We start from the raw sequence: 15,813 nt of genomic DNA on the forward strand, positions 1-15,813 counted from the left end.
CAAGCCGCTTCGGGCTACGCCCTACGCGCCTTGCCGCGCAGCGAGTGAAAGAAGACTTACACCACTTCCCGGGACATCAACCTGCGCGCTATCCGGCGATATGGTGGAAGTTGCCGCGACTACCAGGCCCAGCGGGGCATGGACCCAGATGAGCTGGCCGGAATAGCCGCTGGCGAAGTAGGTTGAACTTGAAGGAGCCCACCAGAAAAGACCATAGGGCAAGCCAACGGGCGGCCCACCAGCACTTAGAGGCCTGACCATTTCCGCTATGAAGCCAGGCGGGAGCATCTCTTTGCCCTCCCACCGGCCATCCCGAAGCAGCAGGTAACCCAACTTCGCCATGTCGACCGTTCTCATCGACGCGATACCTCCGCGAGAAAACAAAGGCTCCTTGCATGGCAAGAGGCGTCACGAGTTGGCCGCGCCCCAGCTCCGCGATCAGGCGGCCGGTGACTCGTTCAAGAATGGCTTGCACCATCGGAGGTCCGCTATTGTCGTAGGTGAAGCGCCGCCCCGGTTCTGCTTGAATCGACCTGGCCCAAGCTGCCGTTGGCGGAAGGAATGCGGCAGTTCCAGCGGCTCATCAACTTCAAAGCCAGTGGTCATCGCCATCGGGTGTCTGAAGGTGATAGTCCGCGCACGGGGGTCCAGATTGAGCGCTCGCCATTCAGGCATGAGTTCGACGACCGGCGCATCGAGAGTGGCAAGTTGGCCTCGCTTCAATGCGGTACCCACCAGGAGAGCCAGGCCGCTCTTGGTTACCGACTGGGTGTTTTGCAATACTCGTACGCCACTCGGCCTTGGAGGACGACGACGACGCTTTGAACATCGCCCAGCGCCTGCACAATGCCGTCGACCTCCGAGAAAGCGGCGACGTCAAGCTGCTGCTCCTCAGGGGCGGGCCGTCGCCAGGGCGGCGCCTCCTGCGCAAAGACGGTGGCCGCAACCATCAAGCAAAGCCAGGCGAAGACTTTCCGCATCCTGAGTTCCCCATGCTATTTGCCACCCTGTCAGCATCGTTGTATTCTGGCCGGGACAACTGTTTTCGCGTCAGAGGCTGGTGTGCACGCCCCATCACTCCTTCTGGCAGAAGCTGCAACGCCGCAACGACGGACTGCTTGTCTGCAGCCAGCCGGCAAGCCGTTGGCAGGCGACGACCATCAACCCGGGAATTGCGGCCAACTCGTTCCGCAGCATCAGGGACGCAGCCCGGGGGAACCAGGGCGCATCGGGATCGGCGGCTGCCGGCGTCAGCAGCGACATGGCGATCCATTGCTGCTTTGCAGGAGCGGGCGCCGTTGCGCAACCGCCCAGCGCCAGGCCCGACCCAAGGCCCAGGACCCAGAGATGGAATACAGAGAGAACGACTCGATCTCGGAACATGAAAGGCCCTCCAGGGCGCGGGCGGACGAAGGGCTCGCCTCAAGGTTCCGCGCTGCTGGCGACTGTGGGCACGCGGTCTTGACCCGTACCGAAAATAGGCCGAAACTTCACCGTGCACGAGTCGCGGCCGCCAGAATGGGTTTGAACGACTTTCCCTCCACCAGCGGATTGCCGCCGCTGGTCGCTTTCGGCGACTTTCAACTGGACAGGGGGCGCGTCGAAGTGACGTACAAGGGCCGGCCGCTCGCCATGCGCCCCAAGGCATACGCCTTGCTCTCCTATCTTGTGGCGCACGCCGGTCGCACCTTGGGCAAGCAGGAATTGATGACGATCCTGTGGCCCAACGTGGTGGTGACGGACGACTCCCTGGTTCAATGCGTGGCTGACCTGCGGGCGGCCCTGGGTCCGGACGGCGCGAATTTGGTGACCACCGTCCCGCGGCATGGCTATCGCTTCGATGGCAACTCCATCGCCACACATCCGCCTACGGCGACAGCGCCGCCCGAGCGCCGCTCCTGGCGCATGGCGATCGGCGCGACGGTTCTGGCCGCATTGGGCATGGTGGTCGCGTGGGCCCTGGGACCCCGGCCGGCTGCCAACGCGGACCAGGCCTTCAGCCGGGAAAGGTCGTTGGCGGTGCTGCCGCTGGTGCCCCAGGGCAGCCAATCGTCGAAGGAGTTCGCCGATGCGATGACCGACGAATTGATCGGCGACATCGCGCGCCTGCCGGGGACCACCGTCATCGCCCGCGCTTCGGCGGCCACGGCCGTCGCGCAGGAGCAAGACCTGCGAGGCATCGGCAAGCTGCTGGACGTCGCCTATGTCGTCACCGGCACCGTCGCCCGAGAGGACCAGGCGGTGGAGGTTGCGCTGCAGTTCGTGTCGGCCACAACGGGCGTGGTGCTCTGGAGCGAACGGTGGCGGCAGGCGGATGCCGAGTTGGCAACCCAGCGCAACGACATCCCGCTGCGCATCGCGCGGGCGTTGGACCTGCAGCTGACATCGGCGGCGTACAAGGCGCCTATCAGCACGGCCCGGTCGCCCGCGATCGCCTCTCTGGCGCGCGGCGACCACCTGCTGCGTTCGGCGACGGGGGACCCTCCCGCAGTGCTGAAGGCTCGCGCTGCGTATCAGGAAGCGATCGCGATCGACCCTGCCTCGGCTCGCGGCTGGACCGGGCTGGCGCTCTCGTACCTGTCGGAGATTCAGTCGCGCTGGTCGAAGGATCCCGACGGGCAAGCAGAGCTCGCTGCCCAAGCCATCCAGAAGGCCCTGGCCATCGATCCGGACTATTCGGTGGCCCACTACGCGCAAGGTCACCTTCGGATCGTCCGCGGCGACCCGGCCGGCGCGTTGTCTTCTTATGAACGCGTTCTGGCGGTCAACCCCAGCGACGCCTGGGCGCATGCCCGCGTGGCCGCAGCCCTCCTGGCGCTGGGGCGTTTCGACGAAGTCGCGGCCCCGGTCGAGCGCGCCCGGCGCATCAGCCCCCTTGAGGCCAACCAGGTCGCCTTCGGCCGCGTCATTGCCGGTGCCGCGCATTTCCACAAGGGCGAGGATGACGCCGCCTACCTGGAGTTCCAGGCCGCCGCCGCCAGCAACCCGAGGAACCACAGCGCGTGGGCGCTGATGGCTTCGCTCGATGCGCTGCATGGCCGCAGCGAAGCGGCTGCGCATGCCATGGCGCAACTGAGGGCTCTTCGGCCGCAGGCGACCGTCTCGGTCTTCCGCAACACCAACGCGGGCAATGGCCCGGCCTTGCAGGCCGGCAACGAGCGTTACTTTGCCGGCTTGCTGAAGGCGGGGCTGCCGCCCTGACCGACGCCTCGTTCGGCGATCTTTCAGCCAAATTTCATCGGGATCTCGGGATTCCGACTCGGGTCTTGCCTAGTGTGGCGCGGCCGGTGTTCGCCGGCATTCACCCTTCCTGGAGAGACCGCCATGCAACGTCCCACTGCCGCCCGCCTGCGCCCCTTCCTCATCGTGATCGCCAGCGCAGTCGCGCCTCCGTGCGCATTCGCCCAGGCGACGGCACCGGAGCCCGATCAGGAACGCGTCGTCACGATCGTCCCAGGCGCCCCGAATCCGGTTTCCATCTGGAACGAGGTGGCCGTCGCGACGGCTCTGGTGCCGCCGGCGGCGTCGGGGGCGACGCCGTCCGAGCGCATCGCGGGGCCCGACGTGGCAACCGTCCAACTGGCGATCTACGACGCGGTCACGGCCATCGCCAGGACGCACAAGCCATTCGCGATCCAGCCGAAGGTGCCCACCACCGGCGCATCGATGGAAGCGGCCGCCATCGAAGCGGCCTACCGTGTCCTCAAGGGCCTCTTTCCGAGCCGCGGCGACAAGTACGAGGCTGCCTACGCGAGCGGGATGGCCGCCGTGCTCGATGGTGACGCCAAAGCGCGGGGCCAGGCGATCGGCGCAGAAGCGGCCGCGGGCATGCTGGCCCTGCGGACGAACGACGGCCGCGAAACGGCCTTGCCGCCCTACGTGCCTGGCACGGGACCGGGGCAGTTCCGCGGGGTGAACCCGATCCTTCGCACGGCGCCATACCTCAAGCCGTTCGCCACGCAGAGCCACCGGCAGTTTCGCGCGCCCGGTGCGCCGGAGCTCGGCAGCAGGCGCTACGCGGACGATTTGGCCGAAGTACAGTCCGTGGCCGCGGTCGGCAGCACAGCACGCAGCGCGACCCAGACGGAAGTGGCGCGCTTCCATACGGAGCCGCCCGGCGCGTTCTGGTCGCGCAACTTGCACCAGTTCGCCACGGCCAGCGCCGACCTGGCGGTGAACGCGCGTCTCATGGCCATGTTGTGGACCGCCTACCAGGATGCGGTCGGCGGCTGCTTCGAGTCCAAGTACCACCACAACTTCTGGCGTCCGGCGAGTGCCATCCAGTCGGCCGACACCGTTGGCAAAGCGGCAACGCAGCCCGATCCGGCCTGGGCGCCGCATTTGCCGACGCCGAATCATCCCGAATACCCGGCGGCGCATTCCTGCGTCAGCGCGGCCGTGGCCGAAACGCTGCGATCGTTCTACGGGACGCGCCGGCTGCGCTTCGAATTCAACAGCACAGTTCCCGGCACCTTTGCGCATCGCTATGAGCGTGTCGACGATCTCGTGGACGAGATCGCCAACGCGCGAGTCTGGGGTGGCATGCACTTCCGGACGTCGACGACGGACGGCGCCCAGCTGGGAACAAGCGTCGCCCACTGGGTGGCGGTCAGGCATTTCCGGCCGACGGGTGATTGACAGTCGCTGGTGCAGGACTGCGGGAGAGATGAGAACACGCGAGCCGTTGAACAAGGGCTCTAACTAATCGGGCAAAAGCCCCCTTCAGCCTTAACAGCTGCTGAAATACCTCACCCTGAAGGCCTCCCAGCGCCCTGGCAAGAAAAGCTCAGCTTCGGCCGCGACTATCTGATCCTCAAGCCCTTCGCGATCCGCGCCTCATGACCCGCATCGCGCCGGCCGTGGGTCTTCTGTGATGGGGGCTGAGACGCCTTCGGTGAACGTGTCAGGGCCGCGCATTGGGATGCGCGTCGGTGCGCGTGCGCCCTAGTGGCGGGATGACAGCCGCGATGTCCCTCCCCACGTGCGGCGTGACCTTCATGCGATGCAGCGTCTCGATCAACTCGGCCGCGTCATAGCCCTTGTCGGCACCGAGGGTGACCTCGGTGTCCGCGCTCGCCGTTGCTTGACCTGCGTCCCTGATCATCACCTTGGCCGCTTCACGCTCGGCAAAGCCATCGGCCTGCGTGACCATCGCGCCGGCGAACAGGCCGTGACGGTTGTCGGTGAGCGTGTGCCCTATGTAGCGCAGTTCGCTGGCCGTCTTGCCCTTACGGTACAGTTCGAATCGGGATCGGCCTTCGGCTCGTGCGTCTCGTTGCTGCGTTGCTGTCCCTTGAAGTCCCCGCCTCTGCCGGCATTGTCGTCGCCGTTCTTGCGAGCAAAGCTCTTGTGTCCGGCCTAGGCCTGGATCAGCGTGCCATCGGCGGGATCGAAGTCGCAGGCTGCCGCAGACAGCGGCGTAGCACGCGGCCGATTACTGACATAAACGCCTCCCGCGCCAGGCTGGAAGCTTCGTCTACGCATCGGGACACAAGGAAGCCGATGTTCGGCGCAGCCCGGCCTGCGTTGAACAAGCGCGTGGCCTTCTGCGAAGGCGAGGAAGAGCGCGTGATTCGTGCGGAGCAAGTCGTGGTTGACGAAGGCATCGCCCGACCAACGCTGGTCGGACGCCCAGCCATCATCGCGCAACGTATCGAGAAGTTCGGGCTGCGCCACAAGCAAGAGCTGGACTACGACATCGTAAATGTCGAACAGGACCATCGCTACCGCGCGTTCCGGCAAGCCCATCACCGCATGGGAGACCGCCAGGGCGTGACCATGCAAACGGCCAAGATCGAGCTGCGCCGGCGACTTACTCTCATCGGTGCGAAGCTGCTGCACACCGGTGACGTTGATGGAATGATCTGCAGCACTTGGGGCACGACCCCAGTTGCACCTCCCGTACATCGATCAGGTTCTCGGCAAGCGACCAGGCGGTGCAGCAAGCACCGCGCAATGCGCCGATCCACGCCTGCATGTCCTCCAGGAGTGGAGCTGCGAGATCCTCGAGATTCGGAAGCCCCCTTAAACTCGCGCGCATGCAAGAAGAAGCTCCGGCGCGCTCACACGCCCTTGACGGCCTCCGCGGCTACGCGGCCTTGGCCGTCGTGCTGTACCACGCGATCCTTCATCATGACCCGACGCTCATCGGGCGTGTGCTCTATCAGCCGCTGCAGAACGCAAGCAGCCTGCGCGACGCGCTCACAAAGCTCGCGCTTGTGCTGCAGAACGGAGAGACCGCGGTGTTCGTCTTTTTCGTGCTCAGCGGGGCCGTTCTTCGCTTGTCGCTCGATCGACACGCCAACGCCCCTTTTCTGCCTACTGCCGTCGCCTTCGTCGGCGCGCGCGCGCTGCGGCTCTACCCTCCGCTGATCGCCTGCCTGCTGCTGTTCTTCGCGCTCGGCCACATCGGGCTCGCTGGGTTCCCGACGTTCCCCGTGCAACTGCTCCTCGGGAATGCCTCGCTGATCAACACAGCGATGCACGGCCCTAGCACGACGCTACAGGCCGAGATGCTGGCGATCCCTTTCATCCTGGTTGCGTGGATGCTGCGCAAGTACTGCGGACTCCCTGGCCTGGTGTTCGCATTCGTCTACAGCCTGCTGGCCATTGAGCTAGCGGACCTCGTTTTCTGGCTGCCGAACATGCACGGATACCTGCTCGCCTTCATGGCCGGCTGCTAGCGGCCGAGCCGGCACTGCGCCCATTGGTCCGGCAGACGCCCGCATGGTCTTGGTGGCTGGTGCTCGGCATGCTGGTATTCAGCCGGGCCCTGCATCAGCACTCATCTGTGCCGGCTGCGCTCACGATGGTTGTCTCCGCGGGCTTCCTGGTCTCCGGTTTGCTCTACGGTCAGCGGGGATCGCTCATCGCCTTTCTCGAGCGGCCGACCTCCCAATTTCTCGGCCGCATCAGCTTCAGCTTCTACCTGTTGAACGTGCTGATGCTCGGATTGATTTGGGCATTCACCGACCGGATGACTTGGCCCATGACGCACGCGCTCGAGTCCGGCATCCTGATTGCGCTCGGGTCTGTGGTGCTCACGGTGCCGCTGGCCTGGGCCAGTGAACGCTGGGTCGAGCGGCCATCGATCGCCGCGGGCCGGTGGTTCACGAAGCTGGTTTTCTCGAGCGTTACAGCGAAGCGCGCTGCTGCGACCGCCTAATTAGCGCGGCCAGGCCTCATTTCGGGGGTCTGCTACCTCTTCCTTCCCGACGAGGGGCTGAAGCTGTACGACGCGGAGGTCGCGTCTGTCCTCGGCAACGAGCTGCGGATCGTGGGCGTCGAGAAGTGCGAGTCGGGGTGATCGTACTTTCGATGCGGATTGACACGCTTGATGCAAAAGAGCCATTAGGGAAACGCTGATCAATAGACCGCAGCGGGCACGGCCCGGGCATGCGTGAAGGCACCGCAAGCTCCAACACCACCGAGATGAACCAACGCAGCTTTGCCAGCGCCGAGTACGCGATGAAGAAGAAGCGCACGCGCCGCGAGAAGTTTCTGGCCGACATGGAGCGCGTCGTGCCGTGGTCTCGTTTGATCGCTGTGATCGAGCCGCTGTACCCGACGAGCGGACGCGTTGGCCGCCAGCCTATCGGAGTGCCCAGGATGCTGCGCATGTACTGCCTCCAGCAGTGGTACGGGCTGGCCGACGGGGCACTGGAAGATGCGCTGTACGACAGCCAGGCGCTGCGCGACTTCGTGGGCATTGACCTGTCGCGGGAGTCGGTGCCCGACGCCACCACGCTGCTGAAGTTCAGGCGACTGCTGCTGGCCAACGATCTCACCAAGGCCCTTTTCGAGGAGATCAACACCCATCTTGCCGAACAGGGCCTGCTGATGCGCGCGGGCACCATCGTGGACGCGACCATCATCGCGGCGCCAGCTCGACCAAGAACGAGGGCAACACGCGCGATCCCGAGATGCACCAGACCAAGAAGGGCAACGCCTGGCACTTCGGCATGAAGGCCCATATTGGCGTGGATGCCCAATCGGGACTCGTGCACACGGTGGTGGGCACGGGCGCCAACGTCAGCGACGTGACGCAAGCCGGTGCGCTGCTGCACGGCCAGGAGACGGTGGCCTTCGGCGATGCCGGCTACCGGGGTGTTGCCAAGCGCGAAGAAGCGCAAGGCCCACAGTGGCACGTGGCGATGCAGCCAGGCAAGCGCCGGCAGCTGGACCTGACGCGCAAGTGGGCGCGCCTGCTGGACAAGGCCGAGCAGCTGAAGGCGAGCGTGCGGGCCAAGGTCGAGCATCCGTTCCATGTGATCAAGAACCTGTTTCGTCACAAGAAGACCCGCTACAAGGGTCTCGCGAAGAACGAGGCGCAGCTGTTCAGCCTGTTCGGGCTGGCCAATCTGGTCATCGCCAAGAGGTCGCTGTTGGCCGCTCATGCCAGAGGTGCGTCTTGAACGCCGAAAGTGGCCTCGCAAGAGGCCCAAAGCGCCCGGCGGGCCGACCTCACGACGCGAAGTCGACCGGACTCGCGACCGCATCGCGTCTTGATGTCCTCAGATCCTACGGCGTCGTTCATTGATCAGCATCTCCCTAAGGTCGAGGCGTTTTCCTTGCCGGCTCTATGCGGTCAAGGTCAGCGGCAGATTGTTCCACCACGGGATGCCCACGGGGGTGTTCAGGAGGCCCGAGGCGATGATGATGGGCAGATGAGCGCGGCGGTGGAATTGACGTTGACGCCTGTTGAGGTGATGTCGACGGTGGCGGGCATGTCGATGATGTCACGGAAGATGTGGCGCGCCTGGGCGTCGGCATAGCCCCTCATCTTGGGGTAATCGAATGAAAGGAGCCTCCCCCTCAGATTAAGCCGCTGGTATTGCGGCTGCCGGCAACACAGTGCCACGATGGGGTTGCGAAGCTCCATCAACTCACTCTGAAGGGGAAGCCCCATGACTATTTTGTACGTTGGCGTCGATCTCGCCAAGAACGTATTCGCAGTCCACGCAGTAAACGAAGCCGGCAAGCCTGTGCTCGTTTGCCCGAACGTCGCGCGTGCCAAGTTGCTCGAACTGATCGCGTCGCTGCCTCCCTGCATGATTGGCATGGAAGCGTGCTCAGGCGCACACCACTGGGCGCGCCAGTTCAGAAACCATGGACACACGGTAAGGCTCATGGCGCCTAAATTCGTCAGCCCGTATCGACTTTCTGGCAAGCGCGGCAAGAATGACGCCGCCGACGCGGCGGCGATCTGCGAAGCAATGCAACGGCCGAACATGCGCTTCGTCCCGATCAAAAGCCTGGAGCAGCAATCGCAACTGAGCGTGCATCGCGTGCGCCGAGGATTCGTCGACCAGCGCACGGCAACCATCAACCGGATCCGCGGGTTGCTCAGCGAATTCGGTGTCGTGTTGCCCTTGAGGGCATCGACCGTTCGCAGTCAGGCCATCACGGAGTTCCAGATCCCTGCGGGCAAGGTCTACCTGTCGCCAGTCATCGATTCCTTCGATGGGATGGTGGTGAGCTGGACCATTGGAACCAGTCCGGACGCTGAGCTTGTGAACACGATGCTGGATGCTGCCATCGAGACGGTGGCACAAACCACCGATCGGCCTGTGGTCCACTCCGATCGCGGTGGCCACTACCGCTGGCCGGGCTGGCTATCGAGAATGAGCGAAGCAAACCTCATTCGGTCTATGTCACGCAAGGCGTGCTCACCCGACAACGCGGCCTGTGAAGGCTTCTTCGGTAGGCTGAAAACGGAACTGTTCTATCCTCGGGACTGGCAAGCAACGACCATTGAGCAGTTCGTTCAAGCAGTTGATTCCTACATCCGCTGGTACAACGAGAAGCGGATCAAGATCTCCCTCGGCTCGCTCAGCCCCATCGAATACCGGGAGAGCCTTGGACTTGCGGCATAAACCAGTCCAAGTTTTCGTCCGCATCCCCACTGGGTCAGTTTTACATCGGCGCTAACATCCGTGAAAATGAATCCCGCGAATTGCATCGTCTACGGACAGGCCCTGGACGGTGCCACTGCTTCACCCGCCTTCGCGCCGACGCTGAAGGCCGGCAGGGTATTCAAGGCCTATCTCAGCACGCGTGCGTCAGACTCATTCGATCCGACGCGAGGGCAAGAGGCCAGTCCGAAGTGAAAGAGCGGCTGACCAGTTGACCTCTCCAAGTCACATTGTGCTGGCTTGGCGAGCGTCCGGTACCGGCCGCATGGTGCGTGCCCGGCCGGTCACGGTCACTCAAGCACAGCACCGCTTTCCTTGACCAACTGCGTGTGTTTGATGAGCTCGCTCTGCAGAAATGCCTTTGCGCTTGCCGGCGTGGTGGTCGGTGTCAGTCTGAAATCCTGGGACTCGAACCACTGCTGGGTTTCCGACATCTGCATTGCGGCATTGACTTGCTGGTTCAAGGTACTGAGCAGCGGCTCCGGCAGACCTGCCGGGCCCAGAATTGCCATCCAGCTCCCCAGGTCATAAGAGGTCAGCCCCTGTTCTTGCAAGGTGGGCACGTCGGGGTACAAGCGCGAACGGACCTTCGTCGTTACTGCGATCGGGCGCAATTGTCCCGATTTCACAAAGGGCGCGGCGACCGTGGTCGCCTGAATTCCGACCTGCACTTGGCCCGAGACAAGATCGGTGACGAATGGCCCGTTCCCCTTGTAGGGAATGTGCGCCAGCTGGATGCCGGCCTCCTTCATGAGCATCACACTCATGAGGTGAATGTTGGTGCCGTTGCCGGAGGAGCCATAGTTCAGCTGACCAGGCTTGCTCTTGGCCAAAGCGATAAGCTCTGGCAGCGTCTTCACGGGAGGCGATGGGTTCACAAGTACCACGCCGGGCGAATCACCCACGATGGCCACAGCCGACACATCTTTGATGCTGTCGAAAGGCATGTTCTTGTAGATGCTCGGATTGATGACGTGCGTGCTCGGCACCAATGCCAAGGTGTTGCCATCCTTGGCTGCACGGACCATCTGGGCTGTGCCGGTCATCCCACCGGCGCCGGGCAGGTTCTCGACAACGACGGCACGCTTCATCGTTTGCGTCATGGCCATGGCGAGTCGGCGTGCAACGGTGTCCCCCATCGAGCCGGGACTTAGCGGCACGATCAGCCGCAACGGCGGACTGCTGGTCTCCGCCATTGCCGGCATGGCAAACGCGGCGCCCACGGCAGCCAGTTTCAGGATCGCGATTCGGCGGGTCAGGAAGGTCATGGTGCTCTCGGCGGAGGGTTATGGAACGGGTGCCGGGCTCAAGCGCCCTTGGTCTGCAGCTCGGAAAGCACTTCTGCCGTGTGCTCACCAACTTTGGGAATGGGGCGGCGCACGCCGGGCCGGCGTCCGCCCAAGGTAAAGGGCAGGAGCACCGAAAAGCCCTCGCTGCCCTCCTCCGTCGTGATGGGCACCATGCCGCCGCTTTGCAGCAGATGGGGATCGCGCACCAGTTGGTCGGGCCGGCGGATTGGTGCAAAGGGCACCTTGGCCTCCTCCAGGCGCAGGCTGAGCTGTTCGATGTCCCAGCCCAGCACGCTCTCGCCGACGGTCTGCAGCAGCTCGGTCCTGTTCTTGACCCGCAGCGCGTTGGTCTCGAAGCGCGCGTCAGCCGTCAATTCTTCGCGCCCGATGACCTTGCAAAGCTCGACCCACTGGCCTTGCCCGACAGCACCAATGAAGAGCTGTTCGCCATTGGCCACGGGGAAGACGTCATAGATGCCCCAGGCCGCCTGGCGCGATGGGACGGGCGGCGGTGGTTCGCCGCTCATGTGGTACTGCTGCATGTGCTGCGCGGAAAGGAACGCGCAGTTCTCGAACAGTGCACTCTGGATCTCCTGCCCTCGCGCGCCGTGCGCCTTTTTCTCATAGAGTGCGGCGATCACGCCCAGCGCGCCGAACATTCCACCCATGATGTCGTTCACCGAGCTGCCCGCGCGCAAGGGCCGGCCCACCGGGCCGGTCATGTAGGCCAGGCCGCCCATCATCTGGACCACTTCGTCCAGCGCCAGACGGTCTTGGTACGGGCCCTGCAGGAAGCCTTTGTGCGAGACGTAGATCAAGTCCGGGAATCGCTGTGACAGGGTCTCGTAGTCGAGCCCCAGCGCAGCCATGCGGCCCGGGCGGAAGTTTTCGATCACGACATCCGCCTCTTCGATCAACCCGAGCGCCGTCTCCTTGTCGCCCGCGCTGTCCAGATCCAGGACCACGCTGCGCTTGTTGCGGTTGAAGGTACGGAAGAAGCCCATGCCCAGACCGGGCAGCTGTCGCGTCTTGTCGCCTCCCGGCGGCTCGATCTTGATGACGTCCGCGCCCAGATCGGCAAGGATCATTCCGCAGGTGGGGCCCATCACCATGTGGCTGAATTCGATGACGCGGATGTTGGAGAGAGGCAGGTTCATGAAGGAAAAGGATCAATGGGTTTCGGGAAGGTCCGTCGCGATCAGACGGCAGCCGCGGTAGAGATACAGCCGGGCCGCGGGGCTCGCCAGATGACTCCGTTGAGGGGCACGCCCGGCAACCAGTCGGCAATGCGCTTGCGCAACTGCAGCGCCGCTTGAACGCTGACACCCGTCGAAACGCCCATTTGCTCGAACATGTAGGCCATGTCCTCAGTGGTGACATTGCCGCTTGCACCCGGGGCGTGCGGGCACCCGCCGATACCTGCCAGGCTGCCGTCGAACCGCCTCATGCCAGCGGTCCAGGCCGCGTAGACGTTGGCGAGGCCCAGACCGCGTGTGTCGTGGAAGTGAGCCGCCCACAGTTTGGGGCCCGCAAGGGCGAAGGCTTTGTCGAAGAGGGCTTTGACGGAGGCGGGATCTGCAAAGCCAACGGTGTCGGCCAGGCTGACGTAGTCCACGCCCGCCTCAAGAAGGTCCTCGACCAGCGTCAACACGTCGCGCTCGGTCACTTCGCCTTGGATCGTGCATCCGAATGCCGTGCCTACACCGCCTTCGATCTTGGCATTGGAGCCGACAGAGTCCCTCAGCTCCCTGATCCGCCGCACTTCCTCGACCATCTCGGACGGCGACTTGCGCACGTTCGCCTGGCTGTGCATCGTGCTGGCGGACAGAGGAATGGTGATCGTGTGGACATTGCTCTCCAGGGCCGCCACCGCACCTTTCAGGTTGGGCACCAATGCGGACACCTTCATGCCCGCAAGCTCGAGCGCCGCCTTGACCACATCGGCCGTATCGGCCAACTGAGGCAGCAATCGGGCCGGCACGAAGGAGCCGGCCTCGATCTCGCGAATTCCCGCTGCATGAGCGGCCCGCAGCCATTCGATCTTTTGGGCCGTGGGCACGATGGCCTGGATGCTTTGAAGTCCATCGCGCAGGCTCGCTTCACGAATGACTGCAGTTGTTGATGGTTTGGCGGATTCGGACATGAACGGTTCCTCTTGGTGTGCTGAGGAATTTATCTATGACCTGCAGGAAACAAAAATGGTAATTTGTCAGCTCAAACGTTCCTGATGGGAAGCATGCTTCTTGCACACCCAGCGCATGACAAACCTCGACCTCCTGACCCTTCGTCTTTTCGTGGCCGCGTGTGACGCGGGAAATATCGCGCGTGCCAGTACCAGGCACCACACCGTCGCGTCAGCGATCAGCAAACGGATCTCCAAGCTGGAGCAAAGCCTGGGAGTGAAACTGTTGGAACGCGGGCGCGCTGGTGTTCAGCCCACGCCGGCGGGAGAAGCTCTGCTCGAGCATGCTCGCGCCATCCTTTTGCACGAGGACCGTGCATTGACCAGCATGGGCCAGTTTCTGGGGGGCATGCGTGGCAAGGTTCGGCTGCTTGCGACTGTCTCAACCATCGCCGAGCATTTGCCTCTGGACATTGCCGCCTTCATGGCCGCGCCTGGCAACGCGGGCTTGCAGGTGGACATCGAAGAAGTTCTGAGCATCGACCTTCCTGAAGCCATTCGGAGTGGAACCGCCTCGCTCGGCGTATGCTGGGATGCCACGGATCTTGGCGGCCTTGAACTGATGCCCTACCGTCAGGATCACCTCGCAGCAGTGGTGCCCGCCGGCCACGCCTTGGCCCGGCAGAGCTCCTGCAGCTTCGCCGATACCCTGGGCTTTCCCCATGTCGGGCTGCCCCCGCGGACCGCAGGACGAACCTTGATCGACCGTGCAGCGGGCCGGTTAGGACGGAGGATCGAGTACCGCGCGGAGCTGTCGACCTTCGATGCAGCGCTGAAATTCATCGCGGCGGGACTCGGTATCACGATTGCCCCCATCGAGATCGCTGAGCCGGCCGGCAAATCCTTCGGACTCAAGGCCGTTTCCTTGAGCGATGCGTGGGCCACCCGGCAGTTCGTCATCGCCTACAAGAATCTTGAGCTTCTGTCTGCGCCGGCGCGATCTCTACTCGATCACCTGGCGACCGCCGCCACGGGCGCATAGGCGTGAAGTTCCGGCCCTGGTGGTCGGGGTCTACGTCGCGTGGTGACGCCCCGCGCAGGCACGGCGCGCTACGCGGCGGGGACTTGCGAGATCGCCGCATAGGCCACGATCTCGATCTTCATGCCAGGCACAACGAGACCGGCCACGCTCATGCTGGAGCGGTTGGGATATGGCGCCTGGAAGAACTCGCGATAGACCTGGTCGATGACCGGCATGTCCCTCACGTCGATCATGTAGATGAGCACTTGGGTCACGTCCTGCAGAGTGCCGCCGGCCGCTAGCACGGCCCGTCGCAGGTTGCCGAAAGTGAGTTGGGCCTGGGCCTCGATGGGCCCCGTGTCGATGCTGCCGTCGGCCCGCACCGGCCCATGGGCGGTGAAGAGCAGACCGCCGGCCTTCACGGCCCACGAGAAGGGTTGTTTCAGCGGCGGGAGACCGGTGTCGATGATGTCTTTCATTCAGCGGTCCTTGGCAGACGTGGCAGTGTTTCGAGCATGCGCAACGTGGCATCGCCCAGGCGCGTGCCGCGCTCTGCCAGGTCGAGAATGACGTCGAAGTGGTTGCGCGCAGGCACCTCGAACAGGGCCGGCGGCGCGCCCGCTGCGGCCAGCGCACTCGCGAAGTCACAGCTCTGGCGCTTGAACTCCCCGGTCTCGATCTCGCCCCAGCACACGACGGATGGCGGAAAGCCGCGCAGGGACAGACCCAGCGGGCTCACGGCCGCTGCGCTCTTTTCGCTGAGCGACAGCGCATCGTCGATGCTGGTGCCGATCAGCGGCGCCAGCGCGTAGATGCCCGAGACAAGCACGGCCGCGGCGGGCAGGCCGGCCTGCAGGTCCGCATCGCCGTCCCAGCCGCGCAGGCAGGCCATGGCGGCCAGGTGCGCGCCGGCCGAACTGCCGGCCACCACGATGCGCGCCGGGTCGATCCCCAGCGCGTCGCCGTGCGCGTGCAGCCAGCGCAGCGCATCCCGGCATTCGAGCGCGATCTCGTGCACGGAAGCGGCAGGCGCAAGCGTGTAGTCGATGGCCGCGAAGGCGAAGCCAGCCTGCAGGCAGCCGGGCGCGGCGAAGAGCGAGCTCTCCTTGGCGAGCTCCTGCCAGTAGCCACCGTGGATGAAGACCAAGAGGGGCGGCGGTGCAGCGGCAGCCCGTGGTAAGAAGAGGTCCAGTCGATGCCAGGCCTTGTCGCCGTAGGCCAAGTTGCGCCGCGCTTCGCATGACCTCAGCGCCGCCTCGCTCAGCGCCGCATAGTCGCGCAGGTGCGGTGCGTAGTTGCCGCCGATGCATGAACTCGGCGAGTACTCGCGTTCGCGATCCGCGAGGGACAGCCGGACTGTCATCGCCGGCTCACCGCGGCTTGTCGCCCGCGTTCTTCGCGATCGCGGCCCGAGCCGTGTGGGTGTGATGCCGGATCGATCGCCACGCCGGCGCGCACCGCCTTCGG

13 protein-coding genes and 4 pseudogenes are annotated in these 15,813 nt (G+C 64.4%); 9 read left to right on the forward strand and 8 right to left on the reverse strand.

The window, feature by feature from the left end; genetic code table 11:
- Positions 1-1,074: 1,074 nt before the first annotated feature.
- Entirely contained in the window at positions 1,075-1,263 is a 189-nt protein-coding gene (locus AC3A6Y_RS33950) for a hypothetical protein (protein WP_487872615.1), read from the reverse strand.
- A 261-nt stretch (positions 1,264-1,524) separates the two neighbouring features.
- Between AC3A6Y_RS33950 and AC3A6Y_RS33955 the strand changes: the two genes are divergently transcribed.
- Together AC3A6Y_RS33955 and AC3A6Y_RS33960 are read left to right on the forward strand one after the other, a co-directional pair.
- Positions 1,525-3,201, forward strand: a complete 1,677-nt coding sequence (locus tag AC3A6Y_RS33955; protein ID WP_487872616.1) for a winged helix-turn-helix domain-containing tetratricopeptide repeat protein — start codon at positions 1,525-1,527, stop codon at positions 3,199-3,201.
- A 165-nt stretch (positions 3,202-3,366) separates the two neighbouring features.
- On the forward strand, positions 3,367-4,638 hold the full coding sequence (locus AC3A6Y_RS33960; RefSeq protein WP_487872617.1) for a vanadium-dependent haloperoxidase: 1,272 nt from the start codon (positions 3,367-3,369) through the stop codon (positions 4,636-4,638).
- Positions 4,639-4,969: 331 nt separating this feature from the next.
- On the opposite strand, the pseudogene AC3A6Y_RS33965 reads toward AC3A6Y_RS33960, so the two are convergent.
- Positions 4,970-5,382: pseudogene (locus AC3A6Y_RS33965) on the reverse strand (IS5/IS1182 family transposase); the annotation flags it as partial.
- Between the two features lies 1 nt (position 5,383).
- On the opposite strand from AC3A6Y_RS33965, the pseudogene AC3A6Y_RS33970 reads away from it, so the two are divergent.
- The 4 genes and pseudogenes from AC3A6Y_RS33970 to AC3A6Y_RS33985 all read left to right on the forward strand — a co-directional run.
- Positions 5,384-5,981: pseudogene (locus AC3A6Y_RS33970) on the forward strand (phosphate acyltransferase); the annotation flags it as partial.
- A gap of 57 nt (positions 5,982-6,038) precedes the next feature.
- The gene (locus tag AC3A6Y_RS33975) at positions 6,039-6,683 is read left to right on the forward strand and encodes an acyltransferase family protein (RefSeq protein ID WP_487872635.1); all 645 of its coding nucleotides are present in this window, start codon (positions 6,039-6,041) and stop codon (positions 6,681-6,683) included.
- A gap of 68 nt (positions 6,684-6,751) precedes the next feature.
- Entirely contained in the window at positions 6,752-7,165 is a 414-nt protein-coding gene (locus AC3A6Y_RS33980; protein ID WP_487872618.1) for a hypothetical protein, read from the forward strand.
- A 266-nt stretch (positions 7,166-7,431) separates the two neighbouring features.
- Positions 7,432-8,414 (forward strand): IS5 family transposase gene (locus AC3A6Y_RS33985; protein WP_487872636.1). Its coding sequence is split into 2 segments (ribosomal slippage): positions 7,432-7,885 and positions 7,885-8,414, totalling 984 coding nucleotides; the frame shifts between segments, so codons are not numbered across the junction.
- Between the two features lie 221 nt (positions 8,415-8,635).
- Here the strand turns inward: AC3A6Y_RS33985 and AC3A6Y_RS33990 are convergent.
- A complete protein-coding gene (locus AC3A6Y_RS33990; protein WP_487872619.1) occupies positions 8,636-8,908 on the reverse strand; it encodes a hypothetical protein in 273 nt (90 codons plus the stop codon).
- On the opposite strand from AC3A6Y_RS33990, the pseudogene AC3A6Y_RS33995 reads away from it, so the two are divergent.
- Both AC3A6Y_RS33995 and AC3A6Y_RS34000 read left to right on the forward strand, forming a co-directional pair.
- Positions 8,907-9,392: pseudogene (locus AC3A6Y_RS33995) on the forward strand (IS110 family RNA-guided transposase); the annotation flags it as partial. The gene AC3A6Y_RS33990 and the pseudogene AC3A6Y_RS33995 overlap by 2 nt on opposite strands.
- 9 nt (positions 9,393-9,401) lie before the next feature.
- Positions 9,402-9,875: pseudogene (locus tag AC3A6Y_RS34000) on the forward strand (IS3 family transposase); the annotation flags it as partial.
- Positions 9,876-10,204: 329 nt separating this feature from the next.
- Here the strand turns inward: AC3A6Y_RS34000 and AC3A6Y_RS34005 are convergent.
- The 3 genes from AC3A6Y_RS34005 to AC3A6Y_RS34015 are packed head-to-tail and all read right to left on the reverse strand — an operon-like array spanning position 10,205 to position 13,346.
- Positions 10,205-11,182 carry a Bug family tripartite tricarboxylate transporter substrate binding protein gene (locus AC3A6Y_RS34005; protein ID WP_487872620.1) on the reverse strand — a complete coding sequence of 326 codons (978 nt, stop codon included), beginning with the start codon at positions 11,180-11,182 and terminating at the stop codon, positions 10,205-10,207.
- A gap of 38 nt (positions 11,183-11,220) precedes the next feature.
- On the reverse strand, positions 11,221-12,360 hold the full coding sequence (locus AC3A6Y_RS34010; protein ID WP_487872621.1) for a CaiB/BaiF CoA transferase family protein: 1,140 nt from the start codon (positions 12,358-12,360) through the stop codon (positions 11,221-11,223).
- Between the two features lie 41 nt (positions 12,361-12,401).
- Positions 12,402-13,346 carry a hydroxymethylglutaryl-CoA lyase gene (locus AC3A6Y_RS34015; RefSeq protein WP_487872622.1) on the reverse strand — a complete coding sequence of 315 codons (945 nt, stop codon included), beginning with the start codon at positions 13,344-13,346 and terminating at the stop codon, positions 12,402-12,404.
- 115 nt (positions 13,347-13,461) lie between these two features.
- On the opposite strand from AC3A6Y_RS34015, the gene AC3A6Y_RS34020 reads away from it, so the two are divergent.
- A complete protein-coding gene (locus AC3A6Y_RS34020) occupies positions 13,462-14,367 on the forward strand; it encodes a LysR family transcriptional regulator (RefSeq protein WP_487872623.1) in 906 nt (301 codons plus the stop codon).
- A gap of 68 nt (positions 14,368-14,435) precedes the next feature.
- Here the strand turns inward: AC3A6Y_RS34020 and AC3A6Y_RS34025 are convergent, their stop codons facing one another.
- Both AC3A6Y_RS34025 and AC3A6Y_RS34030 read right to left on the reverse strand, forming a co-directional pair.
- Entirely contained in the window at positions 14,436-14,825 is a 390-nt protein-coding gene (locus AC3A6Y_RS34025) for a RidA family protein (RefSeq protein ID WP_487872624.1), read from the reverse strand.
- Positions 14,822-15,709: an alpha/beta hydrolase gene (locus AC3A6Y_RS34030; RefSeq protein WP_487872625.1), complete on the reverse strand. Its 888-nt coding sequence runs from the start codon at positions 15,707-15,709 to the stop codon at positions 14,822-14,824. The genes AC3A6Y_RS34025 and AC3A6Y_RS34030 overlap by 4 nt, the downstream gene beginning before the upstream one ends.
- Positions 15,710-15,813: the final 104 nt, after the last annotated feature.

The sequence above is a fragment of the Variovorax sp. Soil_C_17 genome (genome assembly GCF_057657265.1).

Excerpts from the sequence above, each read along its gene's own strand:
- AC3A6Y_RS33950 (WP_487872615.1), bottom strand. The coding sequence starts at position 1,263 with ATGTCGCTGCTGACGCCGGCAGCCGCCGATCCCGATGCGCCCTGGTTC.
- AC3A6Y_RS33975 (WP_487872635.1), top strand. The coding sequence starts at position 6,039 with ATGCAAGAAGAAGCTCCGGCGCGCTCACACGCCCTTGACGGCCTCCGC.
- AC3A6Y_RS33980 (WP_487872618.1), top strand. The coding sequence starts at position 6,752 with ATGCTGGTATTCAGCCGGGCCCTGCATCAGCACTCATCTGTGCCGGCT.
- AC3A6Y_RS33990 (WP_487872619.1), bottom strand. The coding sequence starts at position 8,908 with ATGGGGCTTCCCCTTCAGAGTGAGTTGATGGAGCTTCGCAACCCCATC.
- AC3A6Y_RS34005 (WP_487872620.1), bottom strand. The coding sequence starts at position 11,182 with ATGACCTTCCTGACCCGCCGAATCGCGATCCTGAAACTGGCTGCCGTG.
- AC3A6Y_RS34010 (WP_487872621.1), bottom strand. The coding sequence starts at position 12,360 with ATGAACCTGCCTCTCTCCAACATCCGCGTCATCGAATTCAGCCACATG.
- AC3A6Y_RS34015 (WP_487872622.1), bottom strand. The coding sequence starts at position 13,346 with ATGTCCGAATCCGCCAAACCATCAACAACTGCAGTCATTCGTGAAGCG.
- AC3A6Y_RS34020 (WP_487872623.1), top strand. The coding sequence starts at position 13,462 with ATGACAAACCTCGACCTCCTGACCCTTCGTCTTTTCGTGGCCGCGTGT.
- AC3A6Y_RS34025 (WP_487872624.1), bottom strand. The coding sequence starts at position 14,825 with ATGAAAGACATCATCGACACCGGTCTCCCGCCGCTGAAACAACCCTTC.
- AC3A6Y_RS34030 (WP_487872625.1), bottom strand. The coding sequence starts at position 15,709 with ATGACAGTCCGGCTGTCCCTCGCGGATCGCGAACGCGAGTACTCGCCG.